Annotated in this window: 13 protein-coding genes; 6 read left to right on the forward strand and 7 right to left on the reverse strand. The window is 63.4% G+C overall.

Annotated features, from left to right (window positions below):
* Positions 1-121: 121 nt before the first annotated feature.
* Positions 122-1,084 (reverse strand): zinc ABC transporter substrate-binding protein ZnuA, encoded by a 963-nt coding sequence (gene znuA / locus MRS74_RS11870; RefSeq protein ID WP_254580506.1) that lies wholly within the window; start codon positions 1,082-1,084, stop codon positions 122-124.
* 66 nt (positions 1,085-1,150) lie between these two features.
* Between znuA and MRS74_RS11875 the strand changes: the two genes are divergently transcribed.
* Genes MRS74_RS11875 through MRS74_RS11895 form a run of 5 tightly spaced genes read left to right on the forward strand, consistent with a single transcriptional unit; the run spans position 1,151 to position 5,669 of the window.
* A complete protein-coding gene (locus MRS74_RS11875; RefSeq protein ID WP_254580507.1) occupies positions 1,151-1,651 on the forward strand; it encodes a Fur family transcriptional regulator in 501 nt (166 codons plus the stop codon).
* On the forward strand, positions 1,648-2,436 hold the full coding sequence (gene znuC, locus MRS74_RS11880; RefSeq protein WP_254580508.1) for a zinc ABC transporter ATP-binding protein ZnuC: 789 nt from the start codon (positions 1,648-1,650) through the stop codon (positions 2,434-2,436). Before MRS74_RS11875 ends, znuC begins: the two co-directional genes overlap by 4 nt.
* Positions 2,429-3,232: a zinc ABC transporter permease subunit ZnuB gene (znuB, locus tag MRS74_RS11885; protein WP_254580509.1), complete on the forward strand. Its 804-nt coding sequence runs from the start codon at positions 2,429-2,431 to the stop codon at positions 3,230-3,232. The genes znuC and znuB overlap by 8 nt, the downstream gene beginning before the upstream one ends.
* Positions 3,229-4,569 carry an MATE family efflux transporter gene (locus MRS74_RS11890; RefSeq protein WP_254580510.1) on the forward strand — a complete coding sequence of 447 codons (1,341 nt, stop codon included), beginning with the start codon at positions 3,229-3,231 and terminating at the stop codon, positions 4,567-4,569. Before znuB ends, MRS74_RS11890 begins: the two co-directional genes overlap by 4 nt.
* Positions 4,569-5,669, forward strand: a complete 1,101-nt coding sequence (locus MRS74_RS11895; protein WP_254580511.1) for a PQQ-dependent sugar dehydrogenase — start codon at positions 4,569-4,571, stop codon at positions 5,667-5,669. The genes MRS74_RS11890 and MRS74_RS11895 overlap by 1 nt, the downstream gene beginning before the upstream one ends.
* A gap of 39 nt (positions 5,670-5,708) precedes the next feature.
* Here MRS74_RS11895 and MRS74_RS11900 read toward each other — a convergent pair whose 3' ends face one another.
* From MRS74_RS11900 to prlC, 3 genes are all read right to left on the reverse strand, one after another.
* Positions 5,709-6,311, reverse strand: coding sequence for a DNA-3-methyladenine glycosylase I (locus MRS74_RS11900; RefSeq protein WP_254580512.1), 603 nt, complete (start codon positions 6,309-6,311; stop codon positions 5,709-5,711).
* A complete protein-coding gene (locus MRS74_RS11905; RefSeq protein ID WP_254580513.1) occupies positions 6,308-6,565 on the reverse strand; it encodes a YheV family putative zinc ribbon protein in 258 nt (85 codons plus the stop codon). Before MRS74_RS11905 ends, MRS74_RS11900 begins: the two co-directional genes overlap by 4 nt.
* Before the next feature lie 65 nt (positions 6,566-6,630).
* Positions 6,631-8,655 carry an oligopeptidase A gene (gene prlC, locus MRS74_RS11910; RefSeq protein ID WP_254580514.1) on the reverse strand — a complete coding sequence of 675 codons (2,025 nt, stop codon included), beginning with the start codon at positions 8,653-8,655 and terminating at the stop codon, positions 6,631-6,633.
* A gap of 101 nt (positions 8,656-8,756) precedes the next feature.
* Between prlC and MRS74_RS11915 the strand changes: the two genes are divergently transcribed.
* On the forward strand, positions 8,757-9,305 hold the full coding sequence (locus tag MRS74_RS11915) for a gamma carbonic anhydrase family protein (protein ID WP_254580515.1): 549 nt from the start codon (positions 8,757-8,759) through the stop codon (positions 9,303-9,305).
* Positions 9,306-9,327: 22 nt separating this feature from the next.
* On the opposite strand, the gene MRS74_RS11920 is transcribed toward MRS74_RS11915, so the two are convergent.
* The 3 genes from MRS74_RS11920 to MRS74_RS11930 all read right to left on the reverse strand — a co-directional run bounded on the left by MRS74_RS11920 (position 9,328) and on the right by MRS74_RS11930 (position 15,692).
* Entirely contained in the window at positions 9,328-11,127 is a 1,800-nt protein-coding gene (locus MRS74_RS11920) for a diguanylate cyclase (RefSeq protein ID WP_254580516.1), read from the reverse strand.
* A 132-nt stretch (positions 11,128-11,259) separates the two neighbouring features.
* Positions 11,260-13,374 carry a patatin-like phospholipase family protein gene (locus MRS74_RS11925; RefSeq protein WP_254580517.1) on the reverse strand — a complete coding sequence of 705 codons (2,115 nt, stop codon included), beginning with the start codon at positions 13,372-13,374 and terminating at the stop codon, positions 11,260-11,262.
* Positions 13,371-15,692, reverse strand: coding sequence for a di-heme-cytochrome C peroxidase (locus tag MRS74_RS11930; RefSeq protein WP_254580518.1), 2,322 nt, complete (start codon positions 15,690-15,692; stop codon positions 13,371-13,373). The genes MRS74_RS11925 and MRS74_RS11930 overlap by 4 nt, the downstream gene beginning before the upstream one ends.
* Positions 15,693-15,696 lie beyond the last annotated feature (4 nt).

Below are 15,696 nucleotides of genomic sequence, written 5' to 3' on the forward strand. Positions count from 1 at the left end.
CCTTTCGAGCACTAGCACCTGAAGCTAGCGTGTCTACCAATTCCACCACATCTGCGACGAAAGTGGGGCGAATTATATAGACGGTTTTTTGCCTTGTGAAGCCCCAATATGAAAATATTTATCAATCAGGCGTTAAACAGTCCACAAAGGCCCCGGCAAGGCTGCCCAGGTAGTCAACATAGGCATCGGGGCCGGGTTCAAAGCCCCGTGCCAGCGGGTCCAGCTCGCCGTGACGCACATCGAGATCCTGGGTAACGCTGCTGACCACATTGGCGCGAAACTGTGGCTCGCTAAAAACACAGACCGCCTCGCGGGCCTTAAGTTGCCGCCGAATATCGCTCAGGCGTCGGGCGCCGGGTGGCCGGGCGGGGTCCAGGGTAAAGTAGCCCAGCTGCTTCAGGCCGTAGTGGCCAACAAAATGGCCGTAGGCATCATGGAACACAAAGAAGCCCTGATCCGCCAGTGGCGCCAGCTGCAGGCGCAGGGCGGCGTCCTTCGCCTGCAGCGAAGCGGCAAAGCGGGCATAGTTGGCTGCCAGCCTGGGCCCGTACTCGGGCGCGATCTGCGTCAGCATCTGCTGCATGCGCTGCGCCGCGGCCAGCATCAGCTCCGGATCCATCCACAGATGGGCATCCACCGCGTGCTTGTGCACCTCGCCCTGCGCGGACTCATCGGCATGACTATCATGGTCGTGGTCGTGGTCGTGGTCGTGGTCGTGGTCGTGGTCGTGGTCGTGGTCGTGGTCAGATTCAGAGCCAGATGCCGCCACATCCGCGCCACCCAGCTGCAGAATGCGCGCATCGGTATTTTTCAGCGCCTTGCCAAGAAACAGCTCAAGCTCGGGTCCGACCCAGATCACCAGATCGGCCGCCGCCAGCCCCCGTACGTCAGAAGGTTTGAGCACGTAGTTGTGCACAGACGCATCGGCCGGCACCAGCAGGCGAGGCTCACTGATACCATCCAGCAGCGCCGCACTGAGCAGCTGCAGCGGCTTGACACTGGCGACCACCTGCAGGGCCTGTACGGGCGACGCCAGCAAGGGCAGAACAAGACCAGACAGGATGAAAAGTTTGCGCAACGACATGGTTTCAAGGGTCCATCAAATGACAATTTAAGTTACACTATAACAAAACATATTCAGCGCGAAACCATGAGCAAGCAACCTTTATCATTTCAGCCCGGGCACAATCACGACAGGTGCATCCACCAGGCGCTGCACAAAGCCCGCACGCTCTGCAACGAGCGCAAGCAGCGCCTGACACCCATTCGCGAACTGGTACTGCAGCTCATCTGGCAGAGTCACAAGCCGCTGGGCGCCTACGAGCTGCTGCCAGCCCTGGCGGACGCGGGATTCAACTCGGCCCCGCCAACGGTCTACCGCGCACTGGATTTTCTGCAAGCCCAGGGACTGGTGCACCGCATTGCCTCCCTCAATGCCTTCATCGGCTGTCCGCACCCGGGCCCGGCGCATCAGGGCTGCTTTCTGATCTGCCGCAGCTGCAGCAGTACGGTGGAACTGGAGTCGGCGCCGGTACAGAACGCCATTCACAGCAGCGCCGCGCACCTGGGCTTTATCATCGAACAGGAAACCGTTGAAGTCGTGGGCCTGTGTCCGAATTGCCAAAACAGCCTGCAGCGGGAGGCAGAATGAGTAACCACGCACACCAGCACCTTGCCAGGCTGGACGGCATCAACGTGCGCTTTGGGCGCAACCATGTGCTGCAGAACATATCCATGGAACTGCACCGCGACTGCATCACCACCCTGATAGGCCCCAATGGCGCCGGCAAAACCACCCTGGTGCGGGTCGTGCTGGGGCTGATCAAGCCCAGCAGCGGCGAGGTCTGGCGCAAGCCCGATCTGCGCATCGGCTATATGCCGCAGAAGCTGCATATCGATCATACTTTTCCGCTGACCGTGGAGCGTTTCCTGCAAACAGCCCGCAGCCGCGACAACGCCTCGCTGGAAAAGGCGCTGGCCGATGTCGGTGCACTGCGCCTGCTGAAACAGTCGATCCACAGCCTCTCGGGCGGTGAAACCCAGCGCGTGCTGCTGGCGCGGGCGCTGCTGCAGGAGCCGACCCTGCTGGTTCTGGATGAGCCGGTGCAGGGTGTGGACATCAACGGTCAGATCGAGCTGTACAAGCTGATCGCCCGCATCCGTGATCAGCGCGGCTGCGGTGTACTGATGATTTCCCACGACCTGCACCTGGTGATGTCCTCCACCGACCATGTGGTGTGCATGAACCGCCACGTCTGCTGCTCCGGACACCCCGAGCAGGTCAGCAATGATCCGACCTTTATCGAGATGTTCGGCGTGCCCGGCGCCGAAAACCTGGCGCTCTACAGCCACCACCACAACCATGTCCACAATGTTCACGGCGATGTCATCAAGCCGGCAGGCGCCGCGGTAAAGAGTAACGAGCCCCATGGATGACTTTCTGCTGTATGCCCTGATCGGCGGCCTGGGCGTTGCCATTATTGCCGGCCCGCTGGGCTCCTTCGTGGTCTGGCGCCGCATGGCCTATTTCGGCGATACCCTGGCGCACTCGGCCCTGCTGGGCGTAGCGCTGGGCTTTATGCTGGAAATCAACGTCAACCTGGCGGTCGTGACCAGCTGCGTGCTGCTGGCGCTGCTACTGGTGACATTGCAGCGCCAGCGCTTTGTGGCTACCGATACACTGCTCGGCATCATGGCCCACAGCACCCTGTCCCTCGGGCTCGTGGCCATTGCCCTGCTGGACAACGTGCGCGTCGACCTGCTGGCCTACCTCTTCGGTGACCTGCTGGCCATCACGGTGCAGGACATTTTCTGGATTTACGGCGGTGGCGCCCTGGTACTGCTGTTGCTGTGGCGCCTGTGGGACGGCCTTCTGGCCATCACCATCAATGAGGAACTGGCCCAGGTCGAAGGCGTAGCTGTGGCCCGACTGCGCCTGACGCTGATGCTGCTGATCGCCGTGGTGATTGCCGCGGCCATGAAGATCGTCGGCATTCTGCTGATCACATCGCTGCTGATTATCCCGGCCGCCGCCGCCAGGCGCCTGTCCCGCACGCCGGAGCAAATGGCCTGTCTGGCCGCAGTGCTGGGCTGCCTGGCGGTCACCGCAGGACTCGCCGCCTCCTGGCGCTGGGATACCCCGGCCGGTCCCTCGGTCGTGGTCGCAGCGCTCGCTGAATTCCTGCTGCTGTACAGCCTGCCGCTGCGCCAGACCGGAGCCCGCGCCGGGTGAGCCAGTACCGCCTGCGCTGGCCCAGCCGCGAGTGCCACCAGCGCATCTGGCAACTGGCCTGGCCGATGATCCTGAGCAATATCACCGTACCCCTGCTGGGGCTGGTGGATACCGCGGTGATCGGCCATCTTCCCGAGAGCCACTACCTGGGTGCCGTGGCCGTGGGCGGGATGATTTTCACCACCCTTTACTGGGCCTTCGGCTTTCTGCGCATGGGCACCACCGGCCTTACAGCCCAGGCCCAGGGCCGCGAGGACGGCGCCCAGATACGCCTGCTGCTGGCCCGCGCCCTGGTGCTGGGGGCGGCGCTCGGCCTGCTGCTGTTGCTGGTACACCGGCCCCTGGTCGCCATAGCCCTGTCACTGGTGGATGCCGGCGATCTGGTTACTGCCGAAGCCGAGCGCTATGCCTGGATCCGCATCTTTGGTGCCCCCGCGGTGCTGTGCAATTACGCCCTGCTGGGCTGGTTTCTGGGTAACCAGAACACCCGCATTCCACTGCTGTTACTGCTGGTGACCAACGTCGCCAACATGCTGCTGGATCTGCTGGCGGTCTACGGTCTTGGTATGCATGCCGACGGCGTGGCCCTGGCCACAGTGTGCTCAGAGTACCTGTCGCTGGGGCTGGGGCTTTACCTGACAAAGCGCGTGCTGCGCAACACCTCCGGCACTCTCGACCGGCAGAGCCTGTGGCACCTGCCGGATTACATAGAGCTGCTGATAGTCAATCGCTACCTCTTTGTTCGCACCCTGCTGTTGTTGTTGTCCTTTGCCTTTTTCACCAGCCAGGGCGCACGCATGGGCACCCTGACGCTGTCGGCCAATGCCGTGCTGCTGAACTTCCTGCTGCTGATTTCCCACGGTCTGGATGGTTTCGCCCACGCCACCGAGGCCCTCGCCGGGCGCGCCATCGGCCAGCGCCGGCTGGATCACTTCTACGATACGGTGCTCACGGCACTGATCTGGTCGCTGTTCACCGCCCTGGCCTTCAGTCTGCTGTTCTGGCTGGCAGGTGCACAGATTATCGGCATCCTGACGGACATTGAACCAGTGCGCGCCCTGGCCATCGATTTCCTGCCCTGGATCATCCTGTTGCCGCTGGTGGGCGTCTGGAGCTATCTGCTGGACGGCATATTCATCGGCACCACCCAGGTACGCGCCATGCAGAACACCATGATCGTTTCGGTATTCTGCGTCTATCTGCCGCTCTGGTGGCTGCTTCAGGGTCTGGGGAATCAGGGTCTCTGGCTCGCCTTCATGGGGCTCTTTGTGGCCCGCGCGCTGACCGGCGGCTATGTTTACCGCACACTGTGCAAAAAGGAGCTCTGGTTATCCTGATGCGTAAATTGCTGCTGCTCGCCTGCCTTCTGCCGGCCCTGAGTGCCCGGGCCGAACTTCCAATTCACCTGCTCAAGGTGCCCAGCGGGCACGACATTGCCCTGGTGGCCGAGGTACCGGGGGCCCGGCAACTGGCGCTGGGGGACTCAGGCACCCTGTTTGTCGGCAGTCGCAACGGCGATGGCATTACGGCGCTGCGGGACCAGGATGGTGATGGCCGCTACGAGCAGTCGATCCGCATCGGCTCGGGGCTCAGCATGCCCAACGGCGTGGCGGTATACCAGGGTGATCTCTATGTGGCGGAGGTGAATCGCATCTGGCGCTATCCGGCCATCGAGCAGCGCCTGCCGGAGATTCCGGCCCGCCAGCTCATCACCGACCAGCTGCCGCGCAACAAGCATCACGGCGCCAAATACCTGTCCGTCGGGCCCGATGGCTGGCTCTATTTCAATATAGGTGCGCCCTGCAATGTCTGCCTGCCGGACAACCCGCTGTTTGCCACCATCAGCCGGATCAACCCGCGCTCGGGCCGTATCGAGGTGGTCGCCCAGGGCGTGCGCAACAGCGTGGGCATGGACTGGCACCCGGTGAGCAGCCAGCTCTGGTTCACCGACAACGGCCGCGACCAGCTGGGGGATAACCTGCCGGACGACGAACTGAACCGCCTCACCGAACCCGGTCAGCATTTCGGTTTTCCGTTTTTTCACAGCAATCACAAGGCCAGGCCCGTACCGGACCCGGTCTATGCGGCCACCGCCGAAACCACTGACTTTGTCTCTCCGGTGCTGGGGCTCGGTGCCCATGTGGCGGCACTGGGCATGACTTTCTATCGCGGCGAGCAGCTGCCCAAGGCCGGCGGCAATACCTTGTTTATCGCCGAGCACGGTTCATGGAACCGCAGCCAGAAATCCGGCTACCGGGTCATGAAGCTGCAAACCGAGGAGGACAGGATCCTCAGCCACAAGCCCTTCGTCACCGGCTGGCTGCAGGGGCAGAGCGCCTGGGGACGCCCGGTGGATGTGCTGGTCGACAGGGATGGCAGCCTGCTGATTTCCGACGATCAGGCCGGCGCCATTTACCGGGTCAGTGCCGAGCACTGATCCCGCCGGCGGAGAGGCTGAAACCCCCGCAGGACCTGATCAGAGACTGAAGCGTTCGCCCGCGGCAACACAGTCCGCATGGCACGGGCAGCTCAGCAGGTGATCGTTCACCAGGCCCACGGCCTGCATGTAGGCGTAGCAGATGGTGGGGCCGACAAACCGCATGCCCTGGCGCTTGAGCTCTTTGGAAAGCTGCCGGGATTCTGCCGTCTGGGCAGGAATCTGCGCCATGAGTTCACGCCGCCCCTGCAACGGCTTGCCATCGGTGAACTGCCACAGATACTGGGCGAAACTGCCATGCATTGCCTGCAGTTCCAGAAAGATGCGGGCATTGCCAATGGCGCTTTCGAGCTTGCCGCGGTGGCGGATCACACCGGGGTCCGCCAGCATGGCCTCGATAGCATCGCCGCCCAGGGCGGCCACCCGTGCCGGATCGAAACCCTGGAAATGCCGCCGGTAACCTTCGCGCTTTTCCAGCACAGTGCGCCAGCTGAGGCCCGCCTGGGCGCCCTCCAGCACAAGAAACTCGAATAGCACGCTATCACTCGTCTGGGGCCGGCCCCATTCGTTATCGTGGTAGTCAATTTCCAGCGCACTGTTCAGCGCCCAGGCACAGCGAGTTACTGTGCCTTCAGCGCTCATTTGCTGCTGTCTTTGACGGGGTTGGGCACAAAGCGAATCGGCCGCTCACCGTCATCAAGCACCGGCTTGGCCTGATTGACGCGAGTTTCGAGCTCTTTCACTTCAGGCGTACCATCCAGACGCTGGGTATCCTCGAAGTCGCAACGCACGCATTCGCGATACTCGCGCTCGTCGTCCCGATACATTCGCAGGCAATCCATCTGGCCACAGCGCGGACAGACCGCACCGGCGATAAAACGTTTGATCACTGTCATAGGTTCCTGCCCTGTGGCAGGCCGTCACGGACAACCTGCACAGCTTGTAGCACGTTAATGTAGACTCAGATTATGCCTGCGTGACGCAGCAGCGCATCGACGCTGGGTTCGCGGCCCCGGAAGGCGACGAACAGCTCCATCGGTTCACGGGAGCCACCCATCTCGAGGACATTGCTGCGAAAATCCGCACCGGCCCGGGGGCTGAAAATACCTTCTTCCTCGAAGCGGGAAAAGGCGTCCGCCGACAGGACTTCGGCCCACTTGTAGCTATAGTAGCCAGCGGCGTAGCCACCGGCAAAGATATGGCTGAAGCTGTTCTGGAAGCGGTTGAAGTCCGGCACAGGCACCACCGACACCCGCTCGCGCACGCCATCCAGCAGCTGCTGCACATTGGTTACGCCAGGCTGGAAGTCACGGTGCAACTGGAAATCAAACAGGGAAAACTCGAGCTGACGCACCATGAACATGGCGGACTGGAAGTTTTTCGCCGCCAGCATCTTGTCGAGCAGCGCCTTGGGCAGCACTTCACCGGTCTGGTAATGGCCGGATATCAGCGCCAGGGCTTCGGGCTCCCAGCACCAGTTTTCCATAAACTGGCTCGGCAGTTCCACCGCATCCCAGGCAACGCCATTGATGCCGCTGACATCGGCGCATTCTATCTGCGTCAGCATGTGATGCAGACCGTGACCGAACTCATGGAACAGGGTGGTGACTTCGGTGTGGGTCAGCAGTGCCGGATTCGTGCCCACCGCCGGTGTGAAGTTGCACACCAGGTAAGCTACGGGCAACTGCAGCCGCCCATCGGGCAGACGGCGGCGAATACGGCAGGTATCCATCCAGGCACCGCCGCGCTTGTTGTCGCGGGCGTAAGGGTCCAGGTAGAAACTGGCCAGGCGCTCGCCCTTGCGCATGACATTGAACAGGCGCGCATCCTTGTGCCAGCGATCAAACTCCGTCACCTCTTCGATCTGGATATCAAACAGGCGCCCGGCTACCTGGAACAGACCGTCGAGCACCCTGGGCATCGGGAAGTAAGGCCGCAGCGCTTCCTGGGAAACATCGTAACGGGCCTGCTTGAGCTTTTCGCTGCAATAGGCGATATCCCAGGCCTCTAGGGTTTCCAGACCATAGTGCTCGCGGGCAAAGTCGCACAGTTCGCGGTATTCCTGTTGCCCCGCCGTGCGGGCGCGGCCGGCCAGGTCTTCCAGGAAGCCCACCACCTGGTCGGTCGACTCCGCCATTTTGGTCGCCAGCGAATACTCGGCATAGTTGGCAAAGCCCAGCAGCAGGGCCAGCTCATGGCGCAACGCCAGAATATCGTCGATCAGCTGGGTATTGTCCCACTTCGCATCGGCGCCGAGCTCCGAGGCACGGGTGGCATAGGCGCTGTAAAGCTGGTGGCGCAGATCGCGATTGTCGGCGTGCGTGACCACGGCGAAATAGGACGGGAAATCCAGCGTCAGCAGCCAGCCCTGCTGCTCGCGGGCCTCGGCAGCCTGCCTGGCTCCGGCCAGTGCCATGTCAGGCAAGCCGGCAAGCTCGGCCTCGTCGCTAATCAGCAGGCTCCAGGCGTTGGTCGCATCCAGTACATTCTCGGAGAAACGGGTGGTCAGCAAGGACAGCTTTTGCTGCAGCTCGGCGTAACGCTGCTGAGCTTCTGCCGGCAGGGCTATGCCCGACAGACGGAAATCCCGCAGGGTGTTGGACACCACCTTGCGCTGCGGGCCATCCAGCGTCTGGTCATTCTCTGCCAGATGGCTGAAGGCCTCGAACAGCTGCTGGTTCTGCCCCAGCTCTGTCCAGTACTGCGACAACTTGGGCAGGCAGGCATTGTAGGCCTGGCGCAGGGCATCACCATTAACCACCGAATTCATATGCGACACCGGCGACCAGGCCCGGGACAGGTCGTCATTGAGCTGTTCCAGTGGCGCCACCAGGCTGTTCCAGTCCGGCGTCGCCGTCGCCTGGCACAGGGCTTGGATGCCCGCCCGGTTGCGGCCAAGCAGCTCGTCAATCGCCGGCTCCACGTTTTCGGGCTTGATGGCACTGAAAGTCGGCAGTTCGGGTTGCTGCAGCAGCGGGTTGCTCATTCGATCGAATCTCCAGGGCGTGACGGGGGCCAAAACATGGCTGTCATTATACAATGGGGGGCGCGTATAGGATTTCAACAGGCTTTCGACAGGTAGGCAGCATGAAGATTCGCAGTTTCAAGGGCATGACCCCGGTACTGGGCGAGCGCGTATTCGTCGATCCCAGCGCCGTGGTGCTTGGCGACGTGAAGATCGGTGACGATGCCTCCATCTGGCCCCTGGTGGTTATACGTGGCGACATGCACCGCATTCGCATAGGCGCGCGCAGCAGCATTCAGGACGGTTCGGTGCTGCACATCACCCATGCGGGGCCTTTCAACCCCGACGGTTTCCCGCTGCTGATTGGCGACGAAGTCACCGTCGGCCACCAGGCCATGCTGCATGGCTGCACCATCGGCAGCCGCATCCTGATCGGCATGGGTGCCATGGTCATGGACGGCGCCGTGATTGAGGACGAAGTCGTACTGGGCGCCGGCAGCCTGGTACCGCCTGGCAAGACGCTGCACAGCGGTTACCTCTACGTCGGCCGTCCGGCAAAACAGGTGCGCCCGCTCACTGAAAAGGAACTGGCCTACTTCAGCTACACGGCCGGCAACTATGTCCGTCTCAAGGATGAGCACCTGCAGGAAGCCTACAGCCAGGATTCCTGATTCAGGTTCAGCGGGGCCTGGCCTATCGCGGCTGCGCGAACGGGCCTGGCGCCGGCTTGGTGGCGTCCAGCGCGTCGCCCTTGCGTTTGGACTCGCAGCTGCGGTAGTCGACCACCCGGTTACGCCCGCCCTCCTTGGCGGCATAGAGGGCGAAATCCGCGGCCACGAACAGCTCCAGGGGGTTGCCGAAATTTGAGCCCTCCTGGGTGGCATGGCCGACGCTGACGGTCAGCCCGAAGCTGGCGGCGGTCGCTCGCTCGACCTCACGGCGAATGCGTTCGGCGAGCACCGCCACCTGAGCCTCGGAGGTATTCGGCAGGATCACCACGAACTCCTCGCCGCCATAACGGCAGGGGCAGTTGGGCTTGCGCAGACAGCTCCCCAAAGTGCGCGCCACGGCCTTCAGTGCCAGGTCACCCTGAGCATGACCGAAGCTGTCATTGAAGGTTTTGAAATGATCGATATCGAGCACCACCAGCGACAACGGCTGCTTGCGGCGGCGCGCACGGTAGAATTCCGATGCCACCTGGTCGTTGAAATAGCGCCGGTTGTGCAACTGCGTCAGGGCGTCGACGTAACCGCGCTGGCGCAGTTCGCTGATCCGACTGCCCACGGCCAGGCTCAGCAGCACCATCTCCACCAGGGAGCCGATCTGGAAGGCATTCTGGGTAATGTCATTGTGCGGCAGCAGGCCAAAGGTCTTGAGCATGTAGGCCAGCACGCCGCCCAGCAGCGCCGTGAAGGCCATCATGTAATAACGCGCCGGCCTCGATCCCCGCCACAGCGTGACAGTCCCCATCAGCAGCATGTGCAGGCAGATCAGCGCTGTCATCAGCGCCATCGGCACGATCAGGGCACGATAACTCAGGAAAGGCGTCACCAGAAAGGCGCCCACCATGCAGAGTTCCAGCAAGGCCGCGATACGGTCCGCGGTCGGCGCCAGCGAAGCGGATGACAGTATGGTCCGGGTAAAGCGGATACAACCGAGCAGGGATAGCGCCAGCAGCAGCAACAGGCTCTGATTCGCCAGCCAGGTGTTGTTGGGCCACAGGTACTGGAAGCTCAGCCCATTGTGCACCGACATGTAGAGACCGTAGCTGAGCACGTACAGCAGATAGTGGGCAAAAGTGCGCTCGCGCACCGTCACGAACATGATCAGGTTGTAGATCAGCAGCACGATAAAGCCACCGTAGTAGACCCCCAGCGCCAGATATTCGTGGGAGATCAGATCAATCAGATCGTTGGGGCCATGGGCGAAGAGCCCGATATTCATCGCGCCCTGGGTCTCGAAGCGCAGGTAGTAGGTGCGTTCGGTCTGTGGCGGCAGCTCGACGGGGAACAGAAAGGTACGGTTGTTGATGGGGCGGGTATCGAAAGGAAGGCGGTCCCCGGTGGCGAGTTGCTGCCAGTGTCCGTCCGCGTCCTGCGACCAGAAGTCGAGACGGTCGATCAGCGGATAGTCCTGCCGGAGGATCACCGGTACCGTCTTGTCGCCGGGGTTGTCCAGACGCAATCGCACCCACCAGGCGGAGTCGGTGAAACCGAAATTGGGCGACTGCGGCCCCAGGTTTGCGAACCCCTGGGCGTGATCCGGGCCGCGGATATCGTCAAAGGTCAGCTTGGCAGCGGGATCTTCGAGCAGCTCAAGATAGGGCGTGAGCTTGGCCCGCGTCAGATCCTGCACGAGCAGGGCGGGCGTCGCGTCACCAGCCTGGGCATGTGCCAGCCCCGTTATCAGGCCTGCGCCGAGCGCGCACAACAGTAACAGCAGACTGTACAGATTCGCAGGAGCCAGTGTTCTGGGTATCTGGGCGAGTATCATGGGACCTGATTACGCAGCCGTAGCGACGGCGCTCCTTGCCAAGGCGCGGCGGCAGCTCCCGCCCTGCGCAACGGTTAATCAAAAGCGTACGGTCGGCTCCCTGCGACCGAAAATATTATCCGAAAGTCTAATCTAGCGGCTTGCCGGCACCGATGCTACCGATTTGTCGGCAATATCAGAAATATCAGTACCTTGCAGCCGGGCAAACAGCGCCTCGAAGGTATCGTCGCCGTCGGCCAGCAGGCCGGACATCAGTTCCAGTCCGAGCTGACGGTAGCTGTCGAACTGCATTTCGTCGAAGAACTGGTCGGCCGTGGCCTGGTTCGGAAAACTCGGGTTGGCCCGCCAGTAGGCGTAGATATCGGCACTCAGGTTCGCGCACAGCGCGGTCTTGATATACAGGATCTCGCCGTGCGAGCCGTCGGCGTAGCGGATACGGCCGGGGAGAAAGGCCGGGCCCGGCGCTGGATCGCCGTGGCGCAACGCCTCGGTGCCCAGTTCGACTTCGACACCGAAGTCCGCCCGCACCCGCTGGATCGCCCGGCCCAGATCGAACAGGGTGCCGTCCGGATCCGCGCCGGCATCGCAGACGACGATATAGCGACAGCGGCGACGCACCAGTTCGTAGAGCCCCAGGTTTTCGAAGTGGCCGCCGTCGGACAGGTGGATCTCCGCCTCGGTTTCCGCCAGGCCGCGGCCGGTCATTTCTCGGAACATGTAACGGTACCAGCCCGGCAGCCAGCCCCGGCGCCCCTCGACAGCCGGGTTCCGGGCCCAGTAGCCGAGGCGCAGGTTCAGCAGCGTCATCAGGAAGCTCAGCGCCCGGGAGCTGGTGACGTAGGTGTTGGGGTCCACAGCCGCGCCCGAAATCGAGAAGGCCGTCGACAGGCTCAGGTTGCCACCCAGATAATCATCGCAGTGACGAAAGCCGGTCGCGGCCGAGCCACAATAGAGCGGGCTCAGCACCAGCGACTCACCGCGCCGGCTGCGCTGTTTTTCGCGGCGCGAACTGCTGGTATTGAGCGTGCAGTTGATCAGGTGCAATGCAGCACCACTGTCGGGCCGGATAGCGGCAAGACGAAAGTGCAGCGGATCCTCCCCGGAGCCCGCTGCCGCGACCTCCGGCAGGTAGGCGTGGGCGAGCCGGCCACGATAATAGCTGTGCAGTGACAGCGAGTTGATATTGCAGACCAGCGCCAGCGTCAGCGACAGGCCGAGCCAGCCGTAAAATGCAGCGGAGCCGACCAGTGCAGTGTGCGCACTGAGGTGATAGAGCAGCGTCAGCAGGCCATAGCAGAGCAGCGAGACGCCGACGACCGCGAGGGAGCCCGCCCGGTTCGCGCGCGCAGCCCGCACCGCCAGCGCCCCGATCAGCAGGGGTCCAAGGTAGGTCAGGTGGCGGCTCAGCCCGGCAAGTCCCTGGTGGTCGAAGTAGTGCAGCACTGATTCTTCCAGCCCGGTGAACACCGGCAGCAGGCCGATGCCGGTAGTGATAACGGCCGCGGCCAGCAGTGCCCCCATAAGGGTACGAAGCCGATCCATCGGCAAGCGCCGTTCGAGCACCGGCGCCGAGCTGAGCGCAAACAGCAGGGTCGCCGCCAGGTAGAGCCCCAGGCACAGAGGTCCTGCCCAGAGCAGCAGCATGAAACCGTCGTGCCCCGCGATAACCTTGGCGCCCGGCAGGTGCAGCCAGATCGGCCACTGGCGTTCGGTCCAGTTGGCGCTGGCCAGGGCGATAAGCCCGAGCAGCAGCGGCAGCAGCACGATCAGGTTCAGCAAGGAACCGGCGAGGATGGCCGCGCCCAGAGTCCAGCCGGAAAAGCCGCGGCCGTTGATCAGGTAATTGCCCTGGGCACGTAGCCAGTCCAGCACCGTACCCCCGCCCTCGGCCAGCGGTGCAGCGCCGACGTCGCGATGCTGTCGTAGCGGAAAGTGGCTGCGCAGCCAGCTCAGGCTGGAGGCGATATAGCCGCCGCCGGACACCGACGACAGATAGTCGACCTGGGGCAGCAGCCCACGGCGGGACAGCGCCTGCAGGATGCCGAGGTTAAAGGTCGCCGAACGGATGCCGCCGCCCGACAGCGCCAGCCCGACCACAGGCGCATCGTCCGGCACTGTGCCGGTGGCCCGGCGCCGGTGGCTGATCCATTGCCGCTCTTCACGCTGCACCGCGTCGAAGTCCCGGGTGTAGCGGGGCGCCTCGGGTGACGCCAGGGCGCCGGGATCGCCGCTGCCAAGATCGTTCATAGCACGCCACTCACCAGGCCGCAGTCGGTCGCCTGGTAGCCTGTCGGCGTGGTCGGGCTGTCGCGGTGGATCTTCAGGTACTCCAGCAGAGCCATCCTCTGATGCTGGCTGAGCAGGGGCCCGATGACACCGGACGGCAGCGGATATTCGTCCGGTGCCGCCTGGTGACGCGCCCAGAGCTCGGGATCGGCGCTAAAGGCATGGCCGCCATTGCCGTTGCCCTCACGCGAGGTGTCGAACCAGAAACCGCGTTCCTCGCCGCTGGCGTCATCGGCGCGAACCACCAGGTACCCCAGATGTTCGGGGTCGTACTGACGTGACCCCAGCAGGAAGCGTGTGTCGCGGGATTCCGGCGGCGACAGCAACTGGTCGATCGACGGCACCGAACCGTTGTGCAGGAAGGGCGGCGTGGCCCAGACGCCAGCCAGCGGCCGTGGCTTGTAGCCCGCGACCTGCTGCGGCAGGTCGAGGGTGCCGAAGCCTTCGAGGCACTGCTGCTGCGCGTAGCCGATGCCATGGTCCTGATAGTAACGGTTCTTGATCATCACACCTGTGACGCCCAGCGCCTCGCCTTCGCTGAGGCGGTGCACGTCCAGCGCCTCGAGTGAGGCGTCGGCCTGGGCCTGGCCATGGGCCAGGTGCCACAACAGCGCCACTGTCTGGCAGTCGAGGTCGCAGTCAAGGGGATCCGGCGCGCCGGCCGCGGCGTCAGGCACCCGCGGCAGCGAGCCCGGCAGTGCAGCCAGGGCCTGACCGATGGCGTCGAAGGTCGGCTGTGGAATCGTCGCCTCGGCAGTTTCAGACGGATAAGCTGCAAGGATGAGCGGCAGGTCGTCCACCGGCTGCTCCTGCTGTTCACGCAGCCGGATTACCTCGTGCAGGCGATAGCGGACTTCACGCACCAGCTGGCGGTACAGCAGCGGCCGCAACGTCTTTTCCAGATCGGCGTCGGTCAGACCGGTGGGGCTGAGATCATAGTGGCGCTCGAGGAAGCCCTGGGCGGCGGCCGGATCGGTGCCTACATGCTCAAGCGGGACCACCTCGATGCGCCATTCCAGTGCTGACGATGGTTTGAGCGGCGCATTTGCCTGCTGACGGGCACGGCTCACCTCATGGGGACCGTGGCAGCCCTGACAGTTCTCGACGAACAGCTCACGCCCGGTGGTCGCCAGACCCTGGTCCACAGGCCCGAAAACCGATTCCGGCCAGACCGGCGGGCGCAGTTCCTGCAGCCGACCCTCGATCCGCACCAGATCCGGCACCCGGACGGAGCTGCGAAAGCGTTCGCTGGCCGGCAAGGGCGCACCGGTATCGCTCAGCAGCGGTAGCCGGGCGCCGACGCCCAACGCCTCACCGATGTTGCGCGCCAGCGGCTGCGCCACTGAACCGTTGTACTGTACCCAGTCGAACTTCCAGATATTCCAGAGGTAGGGGTAGCTGACCGGCGCCGAGCCGACCTGCAGGTTCTGCTCGACCAGGTGGTCGCCGAACACCGTATTGCCGATCCGCCCCAGCGCATCGGTGCGGCCATAGCCCTCTTCTACCGGATACAGGTGCTTGAGCGGATTGTTCTGCGGGTCACTGAGAAAATGCTGCAGCGAGGTCCAGAGATTAGTGCGCAACTGCGCCTTGCCGGCCGGATAGCGGCTGCCCAGAACATCCTGGGCGAACTGGTCGAACTTGAGCGGATTAACCGCTGTATAGGCCAGGGACGCCAGCAGCATCGGTGCAAACTGCCCCCGGGCGCTGTCGGTCAGGGCATGCATTGCCTGGCCGCCATCGACGCGCAGCGCGTAGCTTTTGCCGCCGTGGTTGTAGTGCAGCTGACCACTGTGGCAGGCCGCGCAGGTGATATCGAGCACCTCCTCGCCGATCTGCGCATCGAAGTGCCGGGTGAAGCCGACCGGCAGCCGGTCGGGGTTTTGCGGCGTCGGCGCCGGGTCCACCAGGAAGCGATAGCGGCGCAGGTGCTCGGGATCGGCCAAGCGCTGCTCGGAAAAGGGCAGACGCAGGTGCACAAACCAGTCGTAGCGCACCGCGCCAAGGCTCGCGCCCTGGGGCATGGACGTGCCCTGGGGCGTGTAGTAATAGGTCTGGCGATCGTCGCTGTTCCAGCCCTGGTCGAGGTAGACCAGCTCATCAACCGGCTCCAGCGGCGCCATCCCCTGTACCGGCCAGAGCACAAACCAGGCAAAGCCACCCAGCGCCACCAGCACCAGCACCAGGGCAAGCAGCAGCAGCCGTTTCAGTAGCCTGCCGATCAGCAGCCAGAGACGGGCCATGAGACTCAGCGACCCAGGGGTATTTCTTCTTGTCATTATC

This window comes from Marinobacterium sedimentorum (genome assembly GCF_024267675.1).
Taxonomy (GTDB): domain Bacteria; phylum Pseudomonadota; class Gammaproteobacteria; order Pseudomonadales; family Balneatricaceae; genus Marinobacterium_A; species Marinobacterium_A sedimentorum.

Coding starts and splice junctions, on each gene's coding strand:
- znuA (WP_254580506.1), bottom strand. CDS start 1,084: ATGTCGTTGCGCAAACTTTTCATCCTGTCTGGTCTTGTTCTGCCCTTG.
- prlC (WP_254580514.1), bottom strand. CDS start 8,655: ATGAGCAACCCGCTGCTGCAGCAACCCGAACTGCCGACTTTCAGTGCC.
- MRS74_RS11895 (WP_254580511.1), top strand. CDS start 4,569: ATGCGTAAATTGCTGCTGCTCGCCTGCCTTCTGCCGGCCCTGAGTGCC.
- MRS74_RS11900 (WP_254580512.1), bottom strand. CDS start 6,311: ATGAGCGCTGAAGGCACAGTAACTCGCTGTGCCTGGGCGCTGAACAGT.
- MRS74_RS11875 (WP_254580507.1), top strand. CDS start 1,151: ATGAGCAAGCAACCTTTATCATTTCAGCCCGGGCACAATCACGACAGG.
- MRS74_RS11905 (WP_254580513.1), bottom strand. CDS start 6,565: ATGACAGTGATCAAACGTTTTATCGCCGGTGCGGTCTGTCCGCGCTGT.
- MRS74_RS11930 (WP_254580518.1), bottom strand. CDS start 15,692: ATGACAAGAAGAAATACCCCTGGGTCGCTGAGTCTCATGGCCCGTCTC.
- znuC (WP_254580508.1), top strand. CDS start 1,648: ATGAGTAACCACGCACACCAGCACCTTGCCAGGCTGGACGGCATCAAC.
- MRS74_RS11925 (WP_254580517.1), bottom strand. CDS start 13,374: ATGAACGATCTTGGCAGCGGCGATCCCGGCGCCCTGGCGTCACCCGAG.
- MRS74_RS11920 (WP_254580516.1), bottom strand. CDS start 11,127: ATGATACTCGCCCAGATACCCAGAACACTGGCTCCTGCGAATCTGTAC.
- znuB (WP_254580509.1), top strand. CDS start 2,429: ATGGATGACTTTCTGCTGTATGCCCTGATCGGCGGCCTGGGCGTTGCC.
- MRS74_RS11915 (WP_254580515.1), top strand. CDS start 8,757: ATGAAGATTCGCAGTTTCAAGGGCATGACCCCGGTACTGGGCGAGCGC.